General features: G+C 71.2%; 17 protein-coding genes. 3 read left to right on the forward strand and 14 right to left on the reverse strand.

Annotated features, from left to right (window positions below; all coding sequences use genetic code 11):
- Positions 1 to 78: 78 nt before the first annotated feature.
- On the reverse strand, positions 79 to 918 hold the full coding sequence (locus N7925_RS16110; protein ID WP_274344243.1) for a class I SAM-dependent methyltransferase: 840 nt from the start codon (positions 916 to 918) through the stop codon (positions 79 to 81).
- Between the two features lie 202 nt (positions 919 to 1,120).
- Here N7925_RS16110 and N7925_RS16115 point away from each other — a divergent pair, with 202 nt between their 5' ends.
- Positions 1,121 to 2,962: a S9 family peptidase gene (locus tag N7925_RS16115; RefSeq protein WP_274344244.1), complete on the forward strand. Its 1,842-nt coding sequence runs from the start codon at positions 1,121 to 1,123 to the stop codon at positions 2,960 to 2,962.
- A 51-nt stretch (positions 2,963 to 3,013) separates the two neighbouring features.
- Positions 3,014 to 3,925: an SURF1 family protein gene (locus tag N7925_RS16120; RefSeq protein ID WP_274344245.1), complete on the forward strand. Its 912-nt coding sequence runs from the start codon at positions 3,014 to 3,016 to the stop codon at positions 3,923 to 3,925.
- A 106-nt stretch (positions 3,926 to 4,031) separates the two neighbouring features.
- Here N7925_RS16120 and N7925_RS16125 read toward each other — a convergent pair whose 3' ends face one another.
- From N7925_RS16125 to N7925_RS16180, 12 genes are all read right to left on the reverse strand, one after another.
- Positions 4,032 to 5,582, reverse strand: a complete 1,551-nt coding sequence (locus N7925_RS16125; protein WP_274344246.1) for a hypothetical protein — start codon at positions 5,580 to 5,582, stop codon at positions 4,032 to 4,034.
- Complete coding sequence (locus tag N7925_RS16130) at positions 5,579 to 6,154, reverse strand: SigE family RNA polymerase sigma factor (protein WP_265603898.1); 576 nt, start codon at positions 6,152 to 6,154, stop codon at positions 5,579 to 5,581. The genes N7925_RS16125 and N7925_RS16130 overlap by 4 nt, the downstream gene beginning before the upstream one ends.
- Before the next feature lie 362 nt (positions 6,155 to 6,516).
- A complete protein-coding gene (locus N7925_RS16135; RefSeq protein WP_274344247.1) occupies positions 6,517 to 7,590 on the reverse strand; it encodes an aspartate-semialdehyde dehydrogenase in 1,074 nt (357 codons plus the stop codon).
- Positions 7,587 to 8,858, reverse strand: coding sequence for an aspartate kinase (locus N7925_RS16140; protein ID WP_265600303.1), 1,272 nt, complete (start codon positions 8,856 to 8,858; stop codon positions 7,587 to 7,589). Before N7925_RS16140 ends, N7925_RS16135 begins: the two co-directional genes overlap by 4 nt.
- Before the next feature lie 273 nt (positions 8,859 to 9,131).
- Positions 9,132 to 9,710, reverse strand: a complete 579-nt coding sequence (locus tag N7925_RS16145) for a Uma2 family endonuclease (RefSeq protein ID WP_274344248.1) — start codon at positions 9,708 to 9,710, stop codon at positions 9,132 to 9,134.
- 50 nt (positions 9,711 to 9,760) lie between these two features.
- On the reverse strand, positions 9,761 to 10,771 hold the full coding sequence (locus N7925_RS16150; RefSeq protein WP_274344249.1) for a hypothetical protein: 1,011 nt from the start codon (positions 10,769 to 10,771) through the stop codon (positions 9,761 to 9,763).
- Between the two features lie 362 nt (positions 10,772 to 11,133).
- Entirely contained in the window at positions 11,134 to 11,667 is a 534-nt protein-coding gene (locus tag N7925_RS16155; protein ID WP_274344250.1) for an SgcJ/EcaC family oxidoreductase, read from the reverse strand.
- A 142-nt stretch (positions 11,668 to 11,809) separates the two neighbouring features.
- Complete coding sequence (locus N7925_RS16160; RefSeq protein WP_265600307.1) at positions 11,810 to 12,142, reverse strand: helix-turn-helix transcriptional regulator; 333 nt, start codon at positions 12,140 to 12,142, stop codon at positions 11,810 to 11,812.
- Positions 12,135 to 12,524, reverse strand: a complete 390-nt coding sequence (locus N7925_RS16165) for a type II toxin-antitoxin system RelE/ParE family toxin (RefSeq protein WP_274344251.1) — start codon at positions 12,522 to 12,524, stop codon at positions 12,135 to 12,137. The genes N7925_RS16160 and N7925_RS16165 overlap by 8 nt, the downstream gene beginning before the upstream one ends.
- Positions 12,525 to 12,621: 97 nt before the next feature.
- Positions 12,622 to 13,281 (reverse strand): DUF5063 domain-containing protein, encoded by a 660-nt coding sequence (locus tag N7925_RS16170; protein ID WP_265600309.1) that lies wholly within the window; start codon positions 13,279 to 13,281, stop codon positions 12,622 to 12,624.
- Positions 13,282 to 13,400: 119 nt separating this feature from the next.
- Positions 13,401 to 14,000: a recombination mediator RecR gene (gene recR, locus N7925_RS16175; RefSeq protein ID WP_018961762.1), complete on the reverse strand. Its 600-nt coding sequence runs from the start codon at positions 13,998 to 14,000 to the stop codon at positions 13,401 to 13,403.
- Positions 14,001 to 14,131: 131 nt separating this feature from the next.
- Positions 14,132 to 14,476, reverse strand: coding sequence for a YbaB/EbfC family nucleoid-associated protein (locus N7925_RS16180; RefSeq protein WP_003967515.1), 345 nt, complete (start codon positions 14,474 to 14,476; stop codon positions 14,132 to 14,134).
- 367 nt (positions 14,477 to 14,843) lie between these two features.
- Between N7925_RS16180 and N7925_RS16185 the strand changes: the two genes are divergently transcribed.
- A complete protein-coding gene (locus tag N7925_RS16185; protein ID WP_265600310.1) occupies positions 14,844 to 15,641 on the forward strand; it encodes an SLATT domain-containing protein in 798 nt (265 codons plus the stop codon).
- A 125-nt stretch (positions 15,642 to 15,766) separates the two neighbouring features.
- Here the strand turns inward: N7925_RS16185 and N7925_RS16190 are convergent, their stop codons facing one another.
- Entirely contained in the window at positions 15,767 to 16,417 is a 651-nt protein-coding gene (locus N7925_RS16190) for a hypothetical protein (RefSeq protein ID WP_274344252.1), read from the reverse strand.
- Between the last annotated feature and the right edge of the window lie 42 nt (positions 16,418 to 16,459).

Here is a 16,459-nt window from a genome sequence, read left to right on the forward strand (position 1 = left end):
GTCGGTCATGGAAACGAGTGTGTACCCCACCACTGACAATCGGCCGGAGAAGCCCCGAGGGGTGGCCCCGGCCCCCGGTCACCCCTGCTGCTCCGCGGGCCGCGACGCCTTGACCGAGTACATCAGCGGGATCCTCGGCCGGTCCGCCGGGAAGCGGTAGTGGCCGTCCGCGTGGCGCTCCAGGGTGCCGAACCGCTGGACGAGCGTGGAATCGTGCTCATGGAGGAACTCGATCCGCAGGCCGACCGCGGCGAGCGCCGTCACCACCCGGCCCACCGGGTGCTGCCACTCGACGCTGCGGTTGTGCACGGTCGGCGCGTCGACGTCGGCGTACGTGCCCGGCGTCTCGTCCACCCAGGCGTCGCGGCTGAAGTAGTCGTCGGTGACGACCGAACCGGTCTCGTCCATCGAGTCGGTCAGCGGATGGAACTCCGCGAGGTAGAGGAACCCGCCGGGCGCGACCAGCGAAGCGGCGGTCTCGGCCCAGCGGTCGAGGTCGGGCAGCCAGCCCAGCGCGCCGATGCCCGTGTAGACGATGTCGTACGCGGAATCGGGGACGGCGACCGGTGCGTCGTACACGTCGGCCGCGACGAACAGCGCCCGCTCCGGGCCCAGTTCCAGTGATCTCGCCAGGCCCCGGGCGGTCTCGACGGCGGGCTCGGAGAAGTCGAGGCCCACGACCTGCGCCGCACCGCGCCGCGCCCAGGAGAGGGTGTCCAGGCCGAAATGGCACTGGAGGTGCAGCAGCGTCTTCCCGGTGACGTCACCGACCTCGGCCAGCTCGAAGGCGCGCAGCACGTCCTTGCCCGCCAGGAACGCGTCCAGCTCGTAGTAGTCGCTCGCCGCGTGGATCGGCACGCGCTCGTCCCAGCGCGCGCGGTTGGTGGCGTGCCAGTCGTCCGGAGTCGGGGAGTACATGTCCGGAAAGCTACCCAGGGGGTGGGAGTGGTGCGAGTGGATATTCGGTGTTCCCCCACCCCGGAAGGGGGCTCTTCCCCTCCCTCCCCTTCCCTTCCTTTTTCCTCCCTTTTCCTCTCTTTCCCTTTCGTTCGGGCTTGCGGCCTTACGGGGAATTCGGTCCCGCTACGGACCCCGCCCCCGGATCGGGTTGGATGGAGGTATGACCACTGATGCAGCAGCTGTGCCCGACTGGGAGATGCGGTTCCGTGCGCCTCGCGTCTCCCTGCCCGACTGGGCCGAGGACGCCCCCGACCGCGCGCTGTTCGTCTCCAACGCCACCGGGACCTACGAGCTGTACGCGTGGGACCGGGCGAGCGGGCGGCAGCGCCAGGTCACGGACCGGCCGAACGGCACGACGGACGGCGTGCTGACGCCGGACGGCGAAGCCGTCTGGTGGTTCAGCGACACCGACGGCGACGAGTTCGGTGTGTGGATGCGCCAGCCGTTCGACGGCGGGGAGGACGAGCCGGCCGCCCCTGGCCTCGCGCCCTCCTACCCGGCGGGGCTGGCCATCGGGCGGGACGGTTCGGCGGTGATCGGCCGCTCGACCGACGAGGACGGCACGACGATCCATCTGGTGCGGACGCCGGGCGCCGAGCCCGTCGAGATCTACCGGCACCGGGAGTCCGCGGGGGTCGGGGACCTCTCCCACGACGGGACCCTGATCGCGCTGGAGCACACCGAGCACGGCGACGCGATGCACTCGGCGCTGCGCGTGGTGCGCCCCGACGGCTCCACGGTGGCCGAGCTCGACGACACCGAGGGCGGCACGAAGGAACTGGGCCTCGCCGTCCTGGGCTTCGCCCCGGTCGCCGGTGACACCCGGCTCCTCGTCGGACATCAGCGCCGCGGCCGCTGGGAGCCGATGATCTGGGACCCGGTCGCGGGCACGGAGACCGCGCTGCCGGTCGACCTGCCGGGCGACGTGGGGGCCGAGTGGTATCCGGACGGCTCCGCGCTGCTCGTCGAGCACGGCTTCGAGGCCCGCAGCGAGCTGTGGCGGTACGAGCCCGGGGCCCCGGCTCCCGTGCGCGTGGAGACCCCCGCAGGCACCGTGTCGGGCGCCACGGCCCGCCCGGACGGCACGGTGGAGTACCTGTGGTCCTCGGCCGAGCGGCCGCCCGTGGTGCGGTCGACGAGCGGTGCGGTGGTCCTGGACCCGCCGGGCGCGAAGGCCCCGCCGTCGGTGCCCGTCGAGGACGCCTGGGTGGAGGGGCCGGGCGGCCGGATCCACGCCCTCGTGCAGAAGCCCGCCACCGGTGAGGGCCCCTTCCCCACGATCTTCGAGATCCACGGCGGGCCGACCTGGCACGACAGCGACGCCTTCGCCTCCGGCCCCGCCGCCTGGGTGGACCACGGCTTCGCGGTCGTGCGCGTCAACTACCGGGGCTCCACCGGCTACGGCCGCGCCTGGACGGACGCGCTGAAGCACCGGGTGGGCCTGATCGAGCTGGAGGACATCGCGGCCGTACGGGAGTGGGCGGTGTCCTCCGGGCTCGCGGACCCGGAGCGCCTGGTCCTGGCGGGCGGCTCCTGGGGCGGCTATCTGACCCTGCTGGGGCTCGGCACCCAGCCGGACTCCTGGACGCTGGGCCTGGCCGCGGTGCCGGTCGCGGACTACGTCACGGCGTACCACGACGAGATGGAGGCCCTGAAGGCGATGGACCGCACGCTGCTGGGCGGCACGCCGGAGGAGGTCCCCGAGCGCTTCGAGGCCTCGTCCCCGCTGACGTACGTGGACGCGGTGCGCGCCCCCCTCTACATCTCGGCGGGCGTCAACGATCCGCGCTGCCCCATCCGTCAGGTGGAGAACTACGTGGACCGGCTGGCGGCGCGCGGCGCGGTCCACGAGGTGTACCGGTACGACGCCGGGCACGGCTCGCTGGTGGTGGAGGAGCGGATCAAGCAGGTGCGGCTGGAGTTGGAGTTCGCCCTGAAGCACCTGGGCGGAGGCCCGGTCCAAGCCTCCCCGGCCCCCGAGGCGGGCGTAAAGGCCGAATAAATCACGGACCCCGCTCCGGGAGCCCGGGGCGGGGAACCGTACCTTTGAGGGGTGTACCGGTTCCTGCTGACCCCGCGATGGTGGGGGATCAACCTCTTCGTCGCGCTGGCCATCCCGTTCTGCGTGTTCATGGGCATGTGGCAGCTCGGCCGCTTCGAGGACCGCGTGCAGTCGCACGAACAGGCGGAGAAGCAGCCCGATCCCAGCACCCGGGCCGCGAAACCCCTGGACGAGCTGCTGCCCGTCGACAAAGTGACGTCCGGCCGCCCGGCCGTCGCCACCGGCACGTACGCCGACCAGTTCCTGGTGCCCGGCCGCGAGCTGGACGACCGTCGGGGCTTCTACGTCCTGAACATGCTGCGTACGGACAGCGGCAAGGCCCTGCCGGTGGTACGGGGCTGGCTGCCCGGTTCCGCGAGCGGCGCCCGGGTCCCCGCCGCGCCGGAGGGCGAGGTCACGGTGACCGGCGACCTCCAGGCCTCCGAGAACTCCCGCAGCAAGGGCGTGGACGCCCGGGGCGGGCTGCCCGGGGGCCAGGTCGGCGTGATCAGCGCCGCGACCCTGGTGAACCTCGTGCCGTACGACGTGTACGACGCCTGGGTGACGCTTCCCGAGGCCGAGGCGGGCGGTACGGGCGGTGCGATGAAGCCGGTGCCCGCGGCGGCCCCCGAGGGCAGCGGCCTCGATCTGAAGGCCTTCCAGAACCTGGGGTACACGGGCGAGTGGTTCGTCTTCGCCGGCTTCGTGCTCTTCATGTGGTTCCGGCTGGTGCGCCGCGAGGCCGAGGCCGTGCGCGACATCGCGCTCGGCCTCGTACCGGAGGACCCGGCGGCGGTCCCGTCCTCGCAGGAGGCACCGGAGGCGCAGGAGGCGCAGGAGGCGCAGGAGGCGCAGGAGGACCCGGCAGCCCCTGGGGCGCCCGGGGCCCCTGAGGCGGCTCGGAAAGCCCCGGCGGCCCCGTAGGAACCCGGCGGTCGCCGGACTACGACGGTGAGGCCCGTCGTCGCCGGGGCTGCGACGGTAGGACCCGTCGTGCCGGGACCGTCGTGCAGGGACCGTCGTCGCCGGACTACGACGTGGCGAGCACGCCCGTACGGTAGATGGTGCCCGAGCAGGCGTTGGGGATCTTCGTCTCCGCGGTGGGGGCTCCCGTCTCCGGGGTGTGCGTCACGGCGACGCTGCCCTCCGCCGCGCCCCCGCCGTCCTCGTTCAGCGCCTGCGTGTCGACGCCCGAGGGCTGGTCGGTGTCTCCCTCGCCGACCGATCCCCCGGCCCCGTCCGCCGACGGGGACGGGCTCGGTGACGGACCCACGGTCGGACAGGTGTCGGTCGGCACCCAGGCGAACCGCACCTCGTACGCCATGGCCGGCTTCAACAGCACCGTGCCCGGCTCCTGCGAGGGGTCGGGCAGCCCGGGGGCCGCGTCGCCCGCGGCGTGCTGGACCACGCCGATCTTGAGCGGGTCGGCCGCGCCCATGGCGGTGAAGCCCACCGTGCCGTTGCTGCTGACCGTGCAGTCGGTGCCGGACACGTTGGCGATCTTGAAGCTTCCGTAGACCGTGCCGTCGGCTCCCGGTGCGTCGGTGCCCGCGGACGCGACGCCGAGCTGACTCGGGTCGCAGACCGGCAGGGAGGCGAAATCCGCGCTCGGGGAGTCGGTCGCCTCACCCGTCGCCGCGCCGTCGGGGTCACTGCCCTCGCCCTGGGTGGGGCTGGGGTCCGGGTCGACCTCGCCCGCGCTGCCCTCGCTCTCCCGCTCGGTGGGCCCGACGGTCCGCAGGCCGGGCGCCTCGGGGCCGGTCTCGTCCCCGTTGCCGCCCTGGGCCTGCTCGCCGTGTCCGGCGATGGCGGGGCGGGCGTCGGACGGGCCGTCCGAGGTCGCGACGTGGACGAAGGCGGGGACGGCGGTGCCGATCAGCAGGACCGCCGCGGCCGCCCCGACGACGGCCTGCCGTCGCCTGGCCCGGCGGGCGGGGACCGCTCGGTGGAGGTGGTCGAGGGTCCCCTCGGAGGGGGCCAGCTCCCGCACCGCACCGTGCAGCATGCGGCGCAGGGCCACCTCGTCCAGCTCGTCGGAGGCGGGGGCGCCCCGGTCACGGCCGAAGAGGTCGGTCAGCGTGCCGACGAGGTCGTCATCGTCCGGCGCCCCGGAGACCTTGCCTGAGGCCTCGCCTGAGACCTTGCCTGAGACCTTGCCTGAGGCCTCGCCTGAGACCTTGCCTGAGGCCTCGCCTGAGGTCTTGCCGGAGGTCTTGCCGGAGGTCTTGCCGGAGGCGGGGATCTCGTTCGTACCGCCGGCGGGGATCTCGTTCGTACCGGAGGCGAGGCTCTTGCTCGTACCGCCGGCGGCGGTGTCGGCGCCCGCGGAGCGCCCCGTACTCGCGTCCGCCGCGGCCTCCGCCGTCCCCGGGTCCTGCTCGTCGGGGTCCTCGGCGGCCTCGTTGTCCACCCGCGCGGGTGGCGTCGGTTCCGGGGTCTCGCCCTGCTCAAGCCCCGTGTTCCCGTCGTGCGGGCGGTCCGGATCGGTGTGCGGAGTCTTCTCCGGCCCGTGGTTCACAATTCCGTTTCCCGTCGGGTCATTCTCGTGCCTGTGCTCGTCGCGCTGCTCGGGCCCGCTCATGCCTGGGCCTCCATCACGACGCGCAGCGCCGCGATACCCCGGGAACCGTACGCCTTGACCGAGCCCAGCGAGACACCCAGCGTCTCGGCGACCTGGGCCTCCGTCATGTCCGCGAAGTAGCGCAGCACCAGCACCTCGCGCTGGCGTCGCTGCAGCCCCTTCATGGCCTTGATCAGCGCGTCCCGCTCCAGCTGGTCGTAGGCGCCCTCCTCCGCACTCGCCATGTCCGGCATCGGCTTGGAGAGCAGCTTCAGCCCGAGGATGCGGCGACGCAGTGCGGAGCGCGAGAGGTTGACGACCGTCTGCCGGAGATAGGCGAGGGTCTTCTCCGGTTCGCGGACCCGGTTCCGCGCGGAGTGCACGCGGATGAACGCCTCCTGCACCACGTCCTCGCAGGACGCGGTGTCGTCCAGCAGCAGGGCCGCGAGGCCGAGCAGGGAGCGGTAGTGGGCTCGATAGGTCTCGGTGAGATGGTCGACCGTGGTTCCCGCTGCCACCGTCTCTTCAGCATTCCCGCGCTGCGAGGGCAACTGTGCCGGGCGCGCGGCGGGCATGGGCGCGATCACCGGCATGCCGCCGGGCGTACGGGGCCGCCGGAGCGGACGCGCCGACGCGCCTCGCAACGGGCCCACCACTGTGATGTCGAGAACCTCTGCTGCCACGCCTGTTGGACACGCTGCCCCCCGTCAGGGTTGTACGCGTACGGCGTCACGTTCGACGCTGTGCGACATGCCCTCATACGTACCTGCTCTTCCCCAAATGCCCCGTCTTAGCGTCTGGCCACGCAAGAAGTGACCGCGTAGACGCAGCCCGACCAGGAAGCGGTTGCAGATGGCCGGGAGATCATCGTCGGATACGACAACGCCCCAGCTCAAGAGGTTCAGACCAGCAAATTGCTCATAGGGCGTTCACAGATCCTACAAAACAGGTTCGATCAGGCCCGGGGAAATTCGGCGGCGACCGATTCGGCGATCTGCGCCACGTTCAAAGCAGCACCTTTTCGGAGATTGTCACCGCAAAGGAACATTTCCAGGGCATGCGGGTCGTCCATCGAACGCCGGACGCGGCCCACCCAGGTGGGGTCGGTGCCCACCACATCGGACGGAGTGGGGAAGTCTCCGGACGCCGGGCTGTCGAAGAGGACCACACCGGGGGCGGTCGCCAGGATCTCGTGCGCCTTGCCCACGGCGACCTCGTTCTCGAAGCGGGCGTGGACGGACATCGAGTGCGTGGCGATCACGGGGACGTACACACAGGTCGCGGTGGCCTTAAGATCCGGCAGGCCCAGCACCTTGCGGCACTCCTCGCGGATGGCGATCTCCTCGGAGGACCAGCCGTCGCCGGCGTCCGTACCCGCCCAGGGCACGACGTTCAGGGCGACGGGAGCGGCGAACGGGCTCCCCGCCGCCTCCGCGCTGTCCCCCAGGGCCCGGCGCACGTCCCCGGGCTGGGTGCCCAGCTCCGTGCCGGCCACCAGGGCCAGCTGCTCGCGGAGGGCGGCGACGCCGTCCCGGCCCGCGCCGCTGACGGCCTGGTAGGAGGAGACGATCAGCTCGCGCAGTCCGAACTCGGCGTGCAGGGCGCCGATCGCGACGATCAGCGACAGCGTGGTGCAGTTCGGGGACGCGACGATGGAGCGCGGCCGGAGCCGGGCGGCATGGGGGTTGATCTCCGGGACGACCAGCGGCACGTCGTCGTCGAGCCGGAAGGCGGCCGAGTCGTCGATGACGACGACGCCCTTGGCGGCGGCGATCGGTGCCCAACGGGCGGCCACCTCGTCCGGCACCAGGAAGAGGGCCACGTCGATGCCCTCGAACACGTCCTCGGCGAGCGCGAGGACCTCGATCTCCTCACCGCGCACGGCCAGCTTGCGCCCGGCCGAGCGCGGTGAGGCGACGAGTCTGACCTCGCCCCAGACGTCCGCGTGCTGCGAGAGGATCCGGAGCATGACACCGCCGATCGCCCCGGTCGCGCCGACGACCGCGAGCGAAGGGCGGTGTCCGGTCATCGGCCGGTGCCCCCGTAGACGACGGCCTCGTCGGAGTCGCTGTCGAGACCGAAGGCGGTGTGCACGGCGCGCACGGCCTCGTTGACGTCGTCGGCCCGGGTGACCACCGAGATGCGGATCTCGGATGTCGAGATCAGCTCGATGTTCACGCCCGCGTCGGCCAGCGCCTCGAAGAATCCGGCCGTGACGCCCGGGTTGGTCTTCATACCGGCGCCGACCAGGGAGATCTTGGCGATCTGGTCGTCGTAGCGGAGCGAGTCGAAGCCGATGGAGTTCCTGGTCCGCTCCAGGGCGTCGATGGCCTTGCGGCCCTCGGCCTTGGGCAGGGTGAAGGAGATGTCCGTCAGGCCGGTCGACGCGGCGGAGACGTTCTGCACCACCATGTCGATGTTGACCTCGGCGTTGGCGATGGCGCGGAAGATCGCGGCCGCCTCGCCGGGCTTGTCCGGGACGCCGACGACGGTGACCTTGGCCTCCGAGACGTCATGGGCGACTCCGGAGATGATCGCGTGCTCCACCTGCTGGTCCCCTTGCGGCTCGTTGCTGACCCAGGTGCCGCGCAGTCCGGAGAAGGACGAGCGGACGTGGATCGGGATGTTGTAACGGCGTGCGTACTCGACGCAGCGGTGCAGCAGCACCTTGGAGCCGGACGCGGCCAGCTCCAGCATGTCCTCGAAGGAGATCCAGTCGATCTTCTTCGCCTTCTTCACGACCCGGGGGTCCGCGGTGAAGACGCCGTCGACGTCGGTGTAGATCTCGCAGACCTCGGCGTCCAGCGCGGCGGCCAGCGCGACGGCGGTCGTGTCCGACCCGCCGCGGCCGAGGGTCGTGATGTTCTTGCCCTCCTGGCTCACGCCCTGGAACCCGGCGACGATGGCGATGTTGCCCTCGTCGATCGAGGTCCGGATGCGGCCCGGCGTGACGTCGATGATGCGCGCCTTGTTGTGGACCGAGTCGGTGATGACACCGGCCTGGCTGCCCGTGAACGACTGGGCCTCGTGGCCCAGGTTTTTGATCGCCATCGCCAGCAGGGCCATGGAGATCCGCTCGCCGGCGGTCAGCAGCATGTCGAACTCGCGGCCGGTAGGCATCGGAGACACCTGCTCGGCGAGGTCTATCAACTCGTCCGTCGTGTCGCCCATCGCGGACACCACGACAACCACCTGGTTGCCGTTCTTCTTGGCGTCGACGACTCGCTTGGCGACCCGCTTGATGCCCTCGGCATCGGCTACGGAGGAGCCTCCGTACTTCTGCACGACAAGGCCCACGTGCGCTCCTCGCTCAGTCATTACTGCGGTCGGCTCAGTCTAACGAGCGGCCCGGAATAGACCCGCTCATATCGGATGGTGAGATGTCCCGCTCACCACTCGGTACGGCGTGTCGCCCGAACCGCTCGTACGTGGCTGTTGCCCGCCCAGCCCGGGAGCACTCCCGTTTGTGTCCCAGCCCACACGATCGGGGCCATCCCAGCCCACACGATCGGGCGGCGTCCGGCGAGCCGGGAGGGTCAGTCGGCGTACGCCTTCAGTCGACGTAGGCCTTCAGTCCGCGTACTCCTTGAGCTTCTCGGTGTCGAGCGTGAAGCCGACCGGCCCGGGCAGCTCGACGACCGCGCCGAAGGGCCGGGTGGTGGCGGAGCGGTACGTACCCTTCTCCGGCTCGGTGAAGACGGTGACCGAACACGCCTCGCGGTCGACGAGCAGGTAGACCGGAATGCCGGCCGCCGCGTAACCGTCGGGCTTCTCGACCCGGTCGCGCCGGTTGGTGTCGGCGTCGCGGGAGGTGACCTCCACGGTCATCAGTACGCCGGTGGGAGCCGCCCACTCCCCCGCCCCGGCGAAGTGCTCGTCGGGCGCGAGGACGCCGTCGGGGCGGGCCCGGCCCTTGCGGTACGTCTCGACGGCGAGGCCCTGCTCGGGATAGAGCCACAGGTCCGGCCGGTGCTGCATACAGAGCTTCTGCAGCCACTTGACGATCTCCGCGTGATTCCCGTTCGGCACGGGCTTTACCTGGACCTTTCCGTGGATGAACTCCAGCCGCACCAGTTCGGGAGCTCGGCGGGCGAGTTCCTCGAACTCCTCGACACTCATCTGGGGCTGAGCGGTGGTCCTGGGGGTCATGGCGTCGCCTCCTTGCCTCCATGGTGCCCCGACCGGGACCTCCCGCACGCTCACCTGCGCGGCCTCGGGGCCGGGAGGACCGGGCGGACGGTGGCCGAGCGGAGTTCGGCCATGCGGGCGGCGACGTCCACCTCGGCGCGCGGGCGGGCCAGGAAGGTGTCCGGTACGTCGCCGGTCAGGCCGGCCGCCTCGTCGCGGGCGATGTCGGCGCGGCAGTCGCGGCAGACGCCGTGGTCCAGCGTGGTCGTCGTCTCGTCCTCGTCGCAGAAGAGGCACATCATCACCTTGCCCACGATCTCCTCGCGCGGGTGGTCCTTCTCCGGCCGGGGGGCGGGGCTGGGCGGCATCTTGGTCTCCAGTCGTTTACGGAGGAGGGGTCCGGCGGAGTGCACGGACGCCGGCAGGCCCGAGGTCAGGGCCTGGGTGATCTGTTCGCGGCCCACGCCGCGCGCCAGCCACTCCCCGACCAGGTGTTCCAGCTGCACGCAGTCGCCCTCGGAGAGCTGGAGCCGGGGCTCGCGGCGGCCGAGCCCGGCGAGGACGTCGTACGCCTCCGAGCGCGGGGCCCGGACGCCGGGCCGGGGCTCCTCGGCCGTTTCCGCGGCAGCGGGTGCCGGGGGGCGGCCGACGGCAGCGGGCGCCGGGGGCTGGCCGGGCGCGTCCAGGCCCCGGACGAACCGCACATGGGCGGCCCACCAGTCGGCGTCGCGCGCGGTCCGGGAGAAGTACGTACGCGTCACCCAGCGCATCTGGCCGTCGGGCAGGGTGACGTGGACCCTGACGCGCCGCAGGTGTCCGGTCCGGGTCAGCCAGTCGAGCGAGCTGCGACACGCCTGTTGCCCGTAGTCCGGCAACTCCTCGGCGAGCACCTTGTAGCCGATCGCCGCGCCTTCGGGGAGCCCGTCGATGTACGAGGCGATGGCCGCCTCGCGCGGCTCCAGACCGGCGAAGTCGTCGGCGCGGGGCGGGGCCTGGTCGGGGGCCTGACGCTTTCCGTACCCGGCTTTCGCCATGGGGTGGGCGGGCGCGCGCAGGGCGGCACTAAGGTTGGCAGTAGCCATGGGGATCGTCTTTCTAACGGGTGCGATCTCTTACGGTCAGACCCCGGTCGGTGTTGCGAGCACCACCGGGGTTGTCCGTTTTACGGATAGTGGGTTGCTCATCGCGAACCTAGAGCGTGCATACGCTCCGACGCAACCTGGTCACCAACCGTCACTTCCGATCGAATTCGCGCAGCCCGCAGGGCGGTTCGGAACCTGGTCAGGGATCAGGAAGGGAGGGTGGGTGGGTTGAACCCAACCACCCATTCCTACAGAGAAAGCTCGAAGCCCGGGACTCGGGGCTCGGGGCTTGAGCCTCGGGCGGACCTGCGGGATCGCGTGGTTGCGGGATCGCGTGGTTGCGGGATCGCACCCTGACCGGCTCAGCCCGTCGTCAGCGTCTCCACGTCCAAGACCTGGGTGTTCTGCGCGGCCGCGATACGCCAGACCCCGTCGTCCTTCGCCAGGAAGTAGGTCGGGGTGCCGGGGACCGACTCCGGGTGGGCGGCCATCAGCTCGGAGGGGTCCTCCTGGCCGTGGAAGATCTCGTCCAGGAACACCCCGTCCCGGGTGGCCGGGCGCTGGCGGATCTTGACGGCGGCGATGTCGGGGCGGATGAAGAGGATCAGGTCGACCGTGTACGTGGCGGTCACCGGGGAGTCCGCCTGCGGGGGCAGCACCTTGCGAGTGAAGGCGCTGATCTCCGGCAGGCCGGTCAGCCGCTTGCCGTGGCCCGTGGTCCAGATGGCGTCCTCGCGGAAGCCGTCCAGGAAGGCTTCCGGCAGCGCGTTCTGCTGGGCGTGCTGCACGCCGGCGACGAACGCGACGATGGCGTCCACGTCCTCCTGCGGGGCGGGCACTCCGATGACGGTGGGTGTGGCGGCGGTGGGTGTGGAGGCGGTGGGTGTGGCGCTCATGAGGAATCTCCTTGCGGGGCGCGGCCGTTGCGTCGGCCGTTCACCAGGAGCCTCGGCCCTCAAGCGCGGTTGAGGTCAAGTGGCGGAGGCCCCGCCCAACCGGCCGGATCTGAAGGGTGGGGCGTTCCGCGAAAACCGCCCGTCAGGCCGCCCCGACCGTTCGATCCCCGTACTCGATGGACACCTTGATCCTGGCACCAAGCGCTGCCGCGTAGGTACGCATGCTCTCCAGGTTGTGGATCTCGCCCCGTTCGATCTGGGAAACCCGCGCCTGCGAAATGCCGACGGACTTGGCCACCTGTGCCTGGGTCAGGCCCTGCTCCTCGCGGATCACCCGCAGATGGTGCCCCAGCACGTACGCCTCGGTGACAGTACGCGCCGCTTGCCTGCGACCTTCCCGTTCGGCGTCGGTCGCCTCCGGGGCGGTCCCGCGCATCCGCTGTTTCACCTCGGTCCAACTGCTGTGCTCACCCATCGGACGCCTCCAGGATCCCGGGCGCACTGGACGCGGCCCGATATTCGTCGTATCGGCGTTCGGCCACCGGGATCGACTCGCGATACCAGTCGCTCCACCGGCCCGCCTTGTCGCCGGCTACCAAGAGGATGGCCCGCCGCCCCGGATCGAAGACGAACAGGATGCGGACCTCGCTCCTGCCGGAGCTGGCCGGCCTCAGCTCCTTGAGGTTATGGATACGGCACCCTTGGAGCCGGTCCACAAGCGGTCGGCCCAACGTTGGCCCGCTGTCAGCCAGCATGTCGACCGCCGCTTCGACAAGGTCAGCCGTCACGGGATCCTCCTCCGCCAGCCTGAGCAGCCACAGCTCCACCGATAAGTGAAGGTTGATCTCCCAGTTCATGCTTCGTACCTCAGCGTACGCTGCAACTGGATAGAAGCTTTTCCTTATATCCTCTGCTCAAACGAGTGAACGAGAACCCGGGTCCTGCACGTTCCGGCTACTTCACCGGGCGCAGGCCCAGCGGTCCCGCGATCTCCTCCAGCATCACGCGGCCCGCCTCCTCGGCGAGGTCCTCCTCGCCCGGGTCCTGGTCGGTGTCCAGGCCGTCCAGCTCCTCCAGGGGCTGGCCGAGGCGGATGTGGGCGACCAGGGACTGGAGGGCGCGGAGGGTGGCGGAGGCGGTGGAGCCCCAGTTGGAGAAGTACGAGAACTGCCACCACCACAGCGCCTCGGCGGTGCGCTCGGCTTCGTAGTGCGCGAGGCCGTGGCCGAGGTCGGTGACCAGGTCGGCCAGGTCGTCGGAGATCCGGTGCGGGACCGGGGCCTTGCGGGGCTCGTACGGGTCGAAGACCTCGGAGTAGACGTCGATCGGCTCCAGCAGCGCCGCGAACCGCTCGCGCAGGCCGTCCGCGTCCGGTTCGGGGCCGAGGTCCGGTTCGTACCTCTCGTCGGGCAGGACGTCCTCGTACGCGCCGAGGCGGCCGCCCGCGAGCAGGAGCTGCGAGACCTGGAGGAGCAGGACCGGGACGGCCTCTTCCGGCTCGTCGACCTTGGACACCTCGGTGACCGCGACGATGAACGTCTTGATCTGGTCCGCGATCTGGACGGCGAAGTCGCCCGGGTCCTGCGTGACGGAGTTCAGCGTGGCGTCAGACATCGAGGGGACCTCCCGTGGGCGCGGTCACAGACGGTGAAGCGGACGACGAAGCGGACGACGAAAACGGAGCGGGCGGCAGAGCGGGCTGCGGCACGTGACGGGGGCGTACGGCGGTGGTGTCAGACATCCAGCAGCCGCCTCCCCTCGAAGGCGCGGCCCAGGGTGACCTCGTCGGCGTACTCCAGGTCGCCGCCGACCGGCAGGCCGCTGGCCAGCCGGGTCACTCTGAGGCCCATCGGCTTGACCATCCGCGCCAGGTACGTCGCGGTGGCCTCGCCCTCCAGATTGGGGTCGGTCGCGAGGATCAGCTCCGTGATGGAGCCGTCCGCGAGCCGCGCCAGCAGCTCGCGGATGCGCAGGTCGTCCGGGCCGACGCCCTCGATGGGGCTGATCGCCCCGCCCAGGACGTGGTAGCGGCCCCGGAACTCACGCGTCCGCTCGATCGCCACGACGTCCTTGGGCTCCTCGACCACACAGATGACACTCCGGTCGCGGCGCGCGTCCCGGCAGATCCCGCACTGCTCCTGCTGCGCGACGTTGCCGCACACCTCGCAGAACCGGACCTTGTCCTTGACCTCCAGGAGGGAGTGCGCGAGCCGTCGTACGTCCGTGGGCTCGGCCTGGAGGATGTGGAAGGCGATCCGCTGCGCGCTCTTGGGACCGACGCCGGGCAGCCTGCCCAGTTCGTCGATGAGGTCCTGAACAACGCCTTCGTACAACGGAACGCCTTTCTTTGCTTCCTGCTCCGTACCGTAGTGGGTACGGGTCGGTACCAGTAGGCCTCGTGGGCCTGGCTCCATCCGGTCCGGTCAGAACGGTCAGGCCGGTCGGCCCGGTCGGCCCGGTCCGGTCAGAACGGCAGGCCGGGGATGCCGCCCCCGCCGCCCAGGCCTTGGGCCAGCGGGCCGAGCTTCTCCTGCTGGAGCGCCTGCGCGTTCTCGTTGGCCGCCTGGACGGCCGCGACGACGAGGTCGGCGAGCGTCTCGGTGTCCTCGGGGTCCACCGCCTTCGGGTCGATCACCAGGGCGCGGAGCTCGCCGGAGCCGGTCACGGTGGCCTTCACGAGACCGCCGCCCGCCTGTCCGTCGACCTCGGTCCTGGCCAGTTCCTCCTGGGCCGCTGCGAGATCCTGCTGCATCTTTTGGGCCTGCTGGAGCAACTGCTGCATATTGGGCTGACCACCACCGGGAATCACGGTCACTCCTGGCATTTCGACGACAAATGTTTCGGTAAGCCGAGCCTACGTGCTCCCCGGTCACCGCGCTCCACCCGCCAGGGACCAACTCTTTCGAGTGAGATTCAGGAAGCGGCGTGATTGCTCCTATACCTGACCAGCGGCCGTACGCAGGCGGGAATCCCGCGATTTCGACCCCGCGGCCCACCATTCGGCGGTAGGAAGGGCATGCACATCGACACACGAGCGTGCATGTGCGGTGACGCAGAGTTACCCCGCGGGGGTCGTCGGTCGCGCGGCCCGCCCCGCCCTCTCCGGGCCGGTCGGGTCCGGTTCCGGGAAGCCCTACGCGTCCGTCCCGTCCGTCAGAGTGCAGAGGAGTGCCCCGGTGAGTCAGCCGGAGATGCAGCCCGAGGGGCCGCCCCGCAAGGAGTCCGATGCGGGATCCGGTGAAAACGGAGTTGAGCATTCCGCTTCCGGCCCGGGCAGGGGACACCCCGGCGGGGGTGATCTGACCGGGCGCCCGTTCCCCCTCGGCGACTGGGGTGAGCCGGCCGAGCGGCTCGACGAGCTCTACCGCTGGGTCGAGACCGGGGCGCTGAACACCGCCGACTGGTATCTCCACGACCGGGTCCGGAAGCGCCGGGCCGCCAGGGCCCTGCGGATGGGCACCGCCGCCGGGGTGGTCGCCGGGGCCGCCCTGCCGCTGCTCGACCTGACCGGCGCCCTGAGCGGCTCGGCGGGCTGGGGCTATCTGTCCCTGCTGCTGGGGGCCGCCTGTATGGCCTCCGACCGGTACTTCGGTCTCACCTCCGGGTGGATAAGGGACCTCGCCACGGCGCAGGCCGTGCAGCGGCGGCTCCAGGTGCTCCAGTTCGACTGGGCCTCGGAGTGCGTACGGGAGATGCTCGGGCCGACCGAGGGCACGGCCAGCGAGGCGGCCGAGCGGTGCCTGGGGGTGCTGCGGAGGTTCTCCGAGGACGTCACCGAGCTGGTGCGGTCGGAGACGGCGGACTGGATGGTGGAGTTCCGGGCGGGGCCCGCGCCGATGGGCATGCAGGCCCTGGCGACGGGGAGCGCCGGGGGGCGCGGTGAGTCGGCGGCGCCGGGGCGGTTCTCGATGCCGTCGGTGGCGGCGCGGCCGAACATGCCGCGGCAGCGGCCGCCGGAGTCGCCGCCGCGGTGAGGAGACCGGGGCCGGGGGCCGGGGTGCGGCTTCGGGGGCGCTGCCCCCGGGCCCCCGGTCCTCAATCGCCGGACGGGCTTGATCTTCCCGGTTCGCGGCCGGAAGCGGCCGGGCTGGGTGTCGTCCTAGCTGAAGATGATCATTGAGCCCTGGGCCAGGCTGCGGGTCGCCGCCGCGTGCAGGCCGAGCCAGACGTGGCGTTCCCGGGCGAACGGGCTGTCGTCGTAGGGGATCGGGTCCGCCGGTTCCTCCAGGGCCGTGGGGCCGGAGGGCGGTTGCGGGGCGGCCGGCGGGTTGGACGGGTCGATGCCGATGGACGGGGCGACGAACTCCAGCTCGCGCAGCAACCCGTGCGCGGAGCCCAGCGGTCCGCCGCCCGCCAGGAGCGCGTCGTCGGCCAGGGGGGCCGGGAAGTCCACCGGAACGTACGCCCCGGCGTGGTCGTAGTGCCACACCAGATGCGACTGCTGCGCGGCCTGCTCGAACATTTCGAGGAGCTGCTCGTAGTCGCCGTCGAGACCCGCGACGGGCGTGACGGCCAGGCCGCTCAACTGGAGCAGGTAGGCGCGGCGCAGGAAGTGCAGGGCGTCGTAGTCGAAGCCGGCCACGGGGGCGACTTCCCCGTTGAGGCCCGGCATGTAGGCGTAGACGGGGACGGGCGGCAGCCCGGCGTCGTTCAGCGCCTTGTCGTAGACGGCGATCTCTTCGGCGAACGGATTGTCGGCGCTGTGGCACAGCACATCGACGAGGGGGACCAGCCACAGGTCACAGGCCACGAAGTCTCGCTCTCGGAAGGGTTCGGGCGCTCGTCGGGACAG

The sequence above is a fragment of the Streptomyces sp. CA-278952 genome, from assembly GCF_028747205.1.
Taxonomy (GTDB): Bacteria; Actinomycetota; Actinomycetes; order Streptomycetales; family Streptomycetaceae; genus Streptomyces.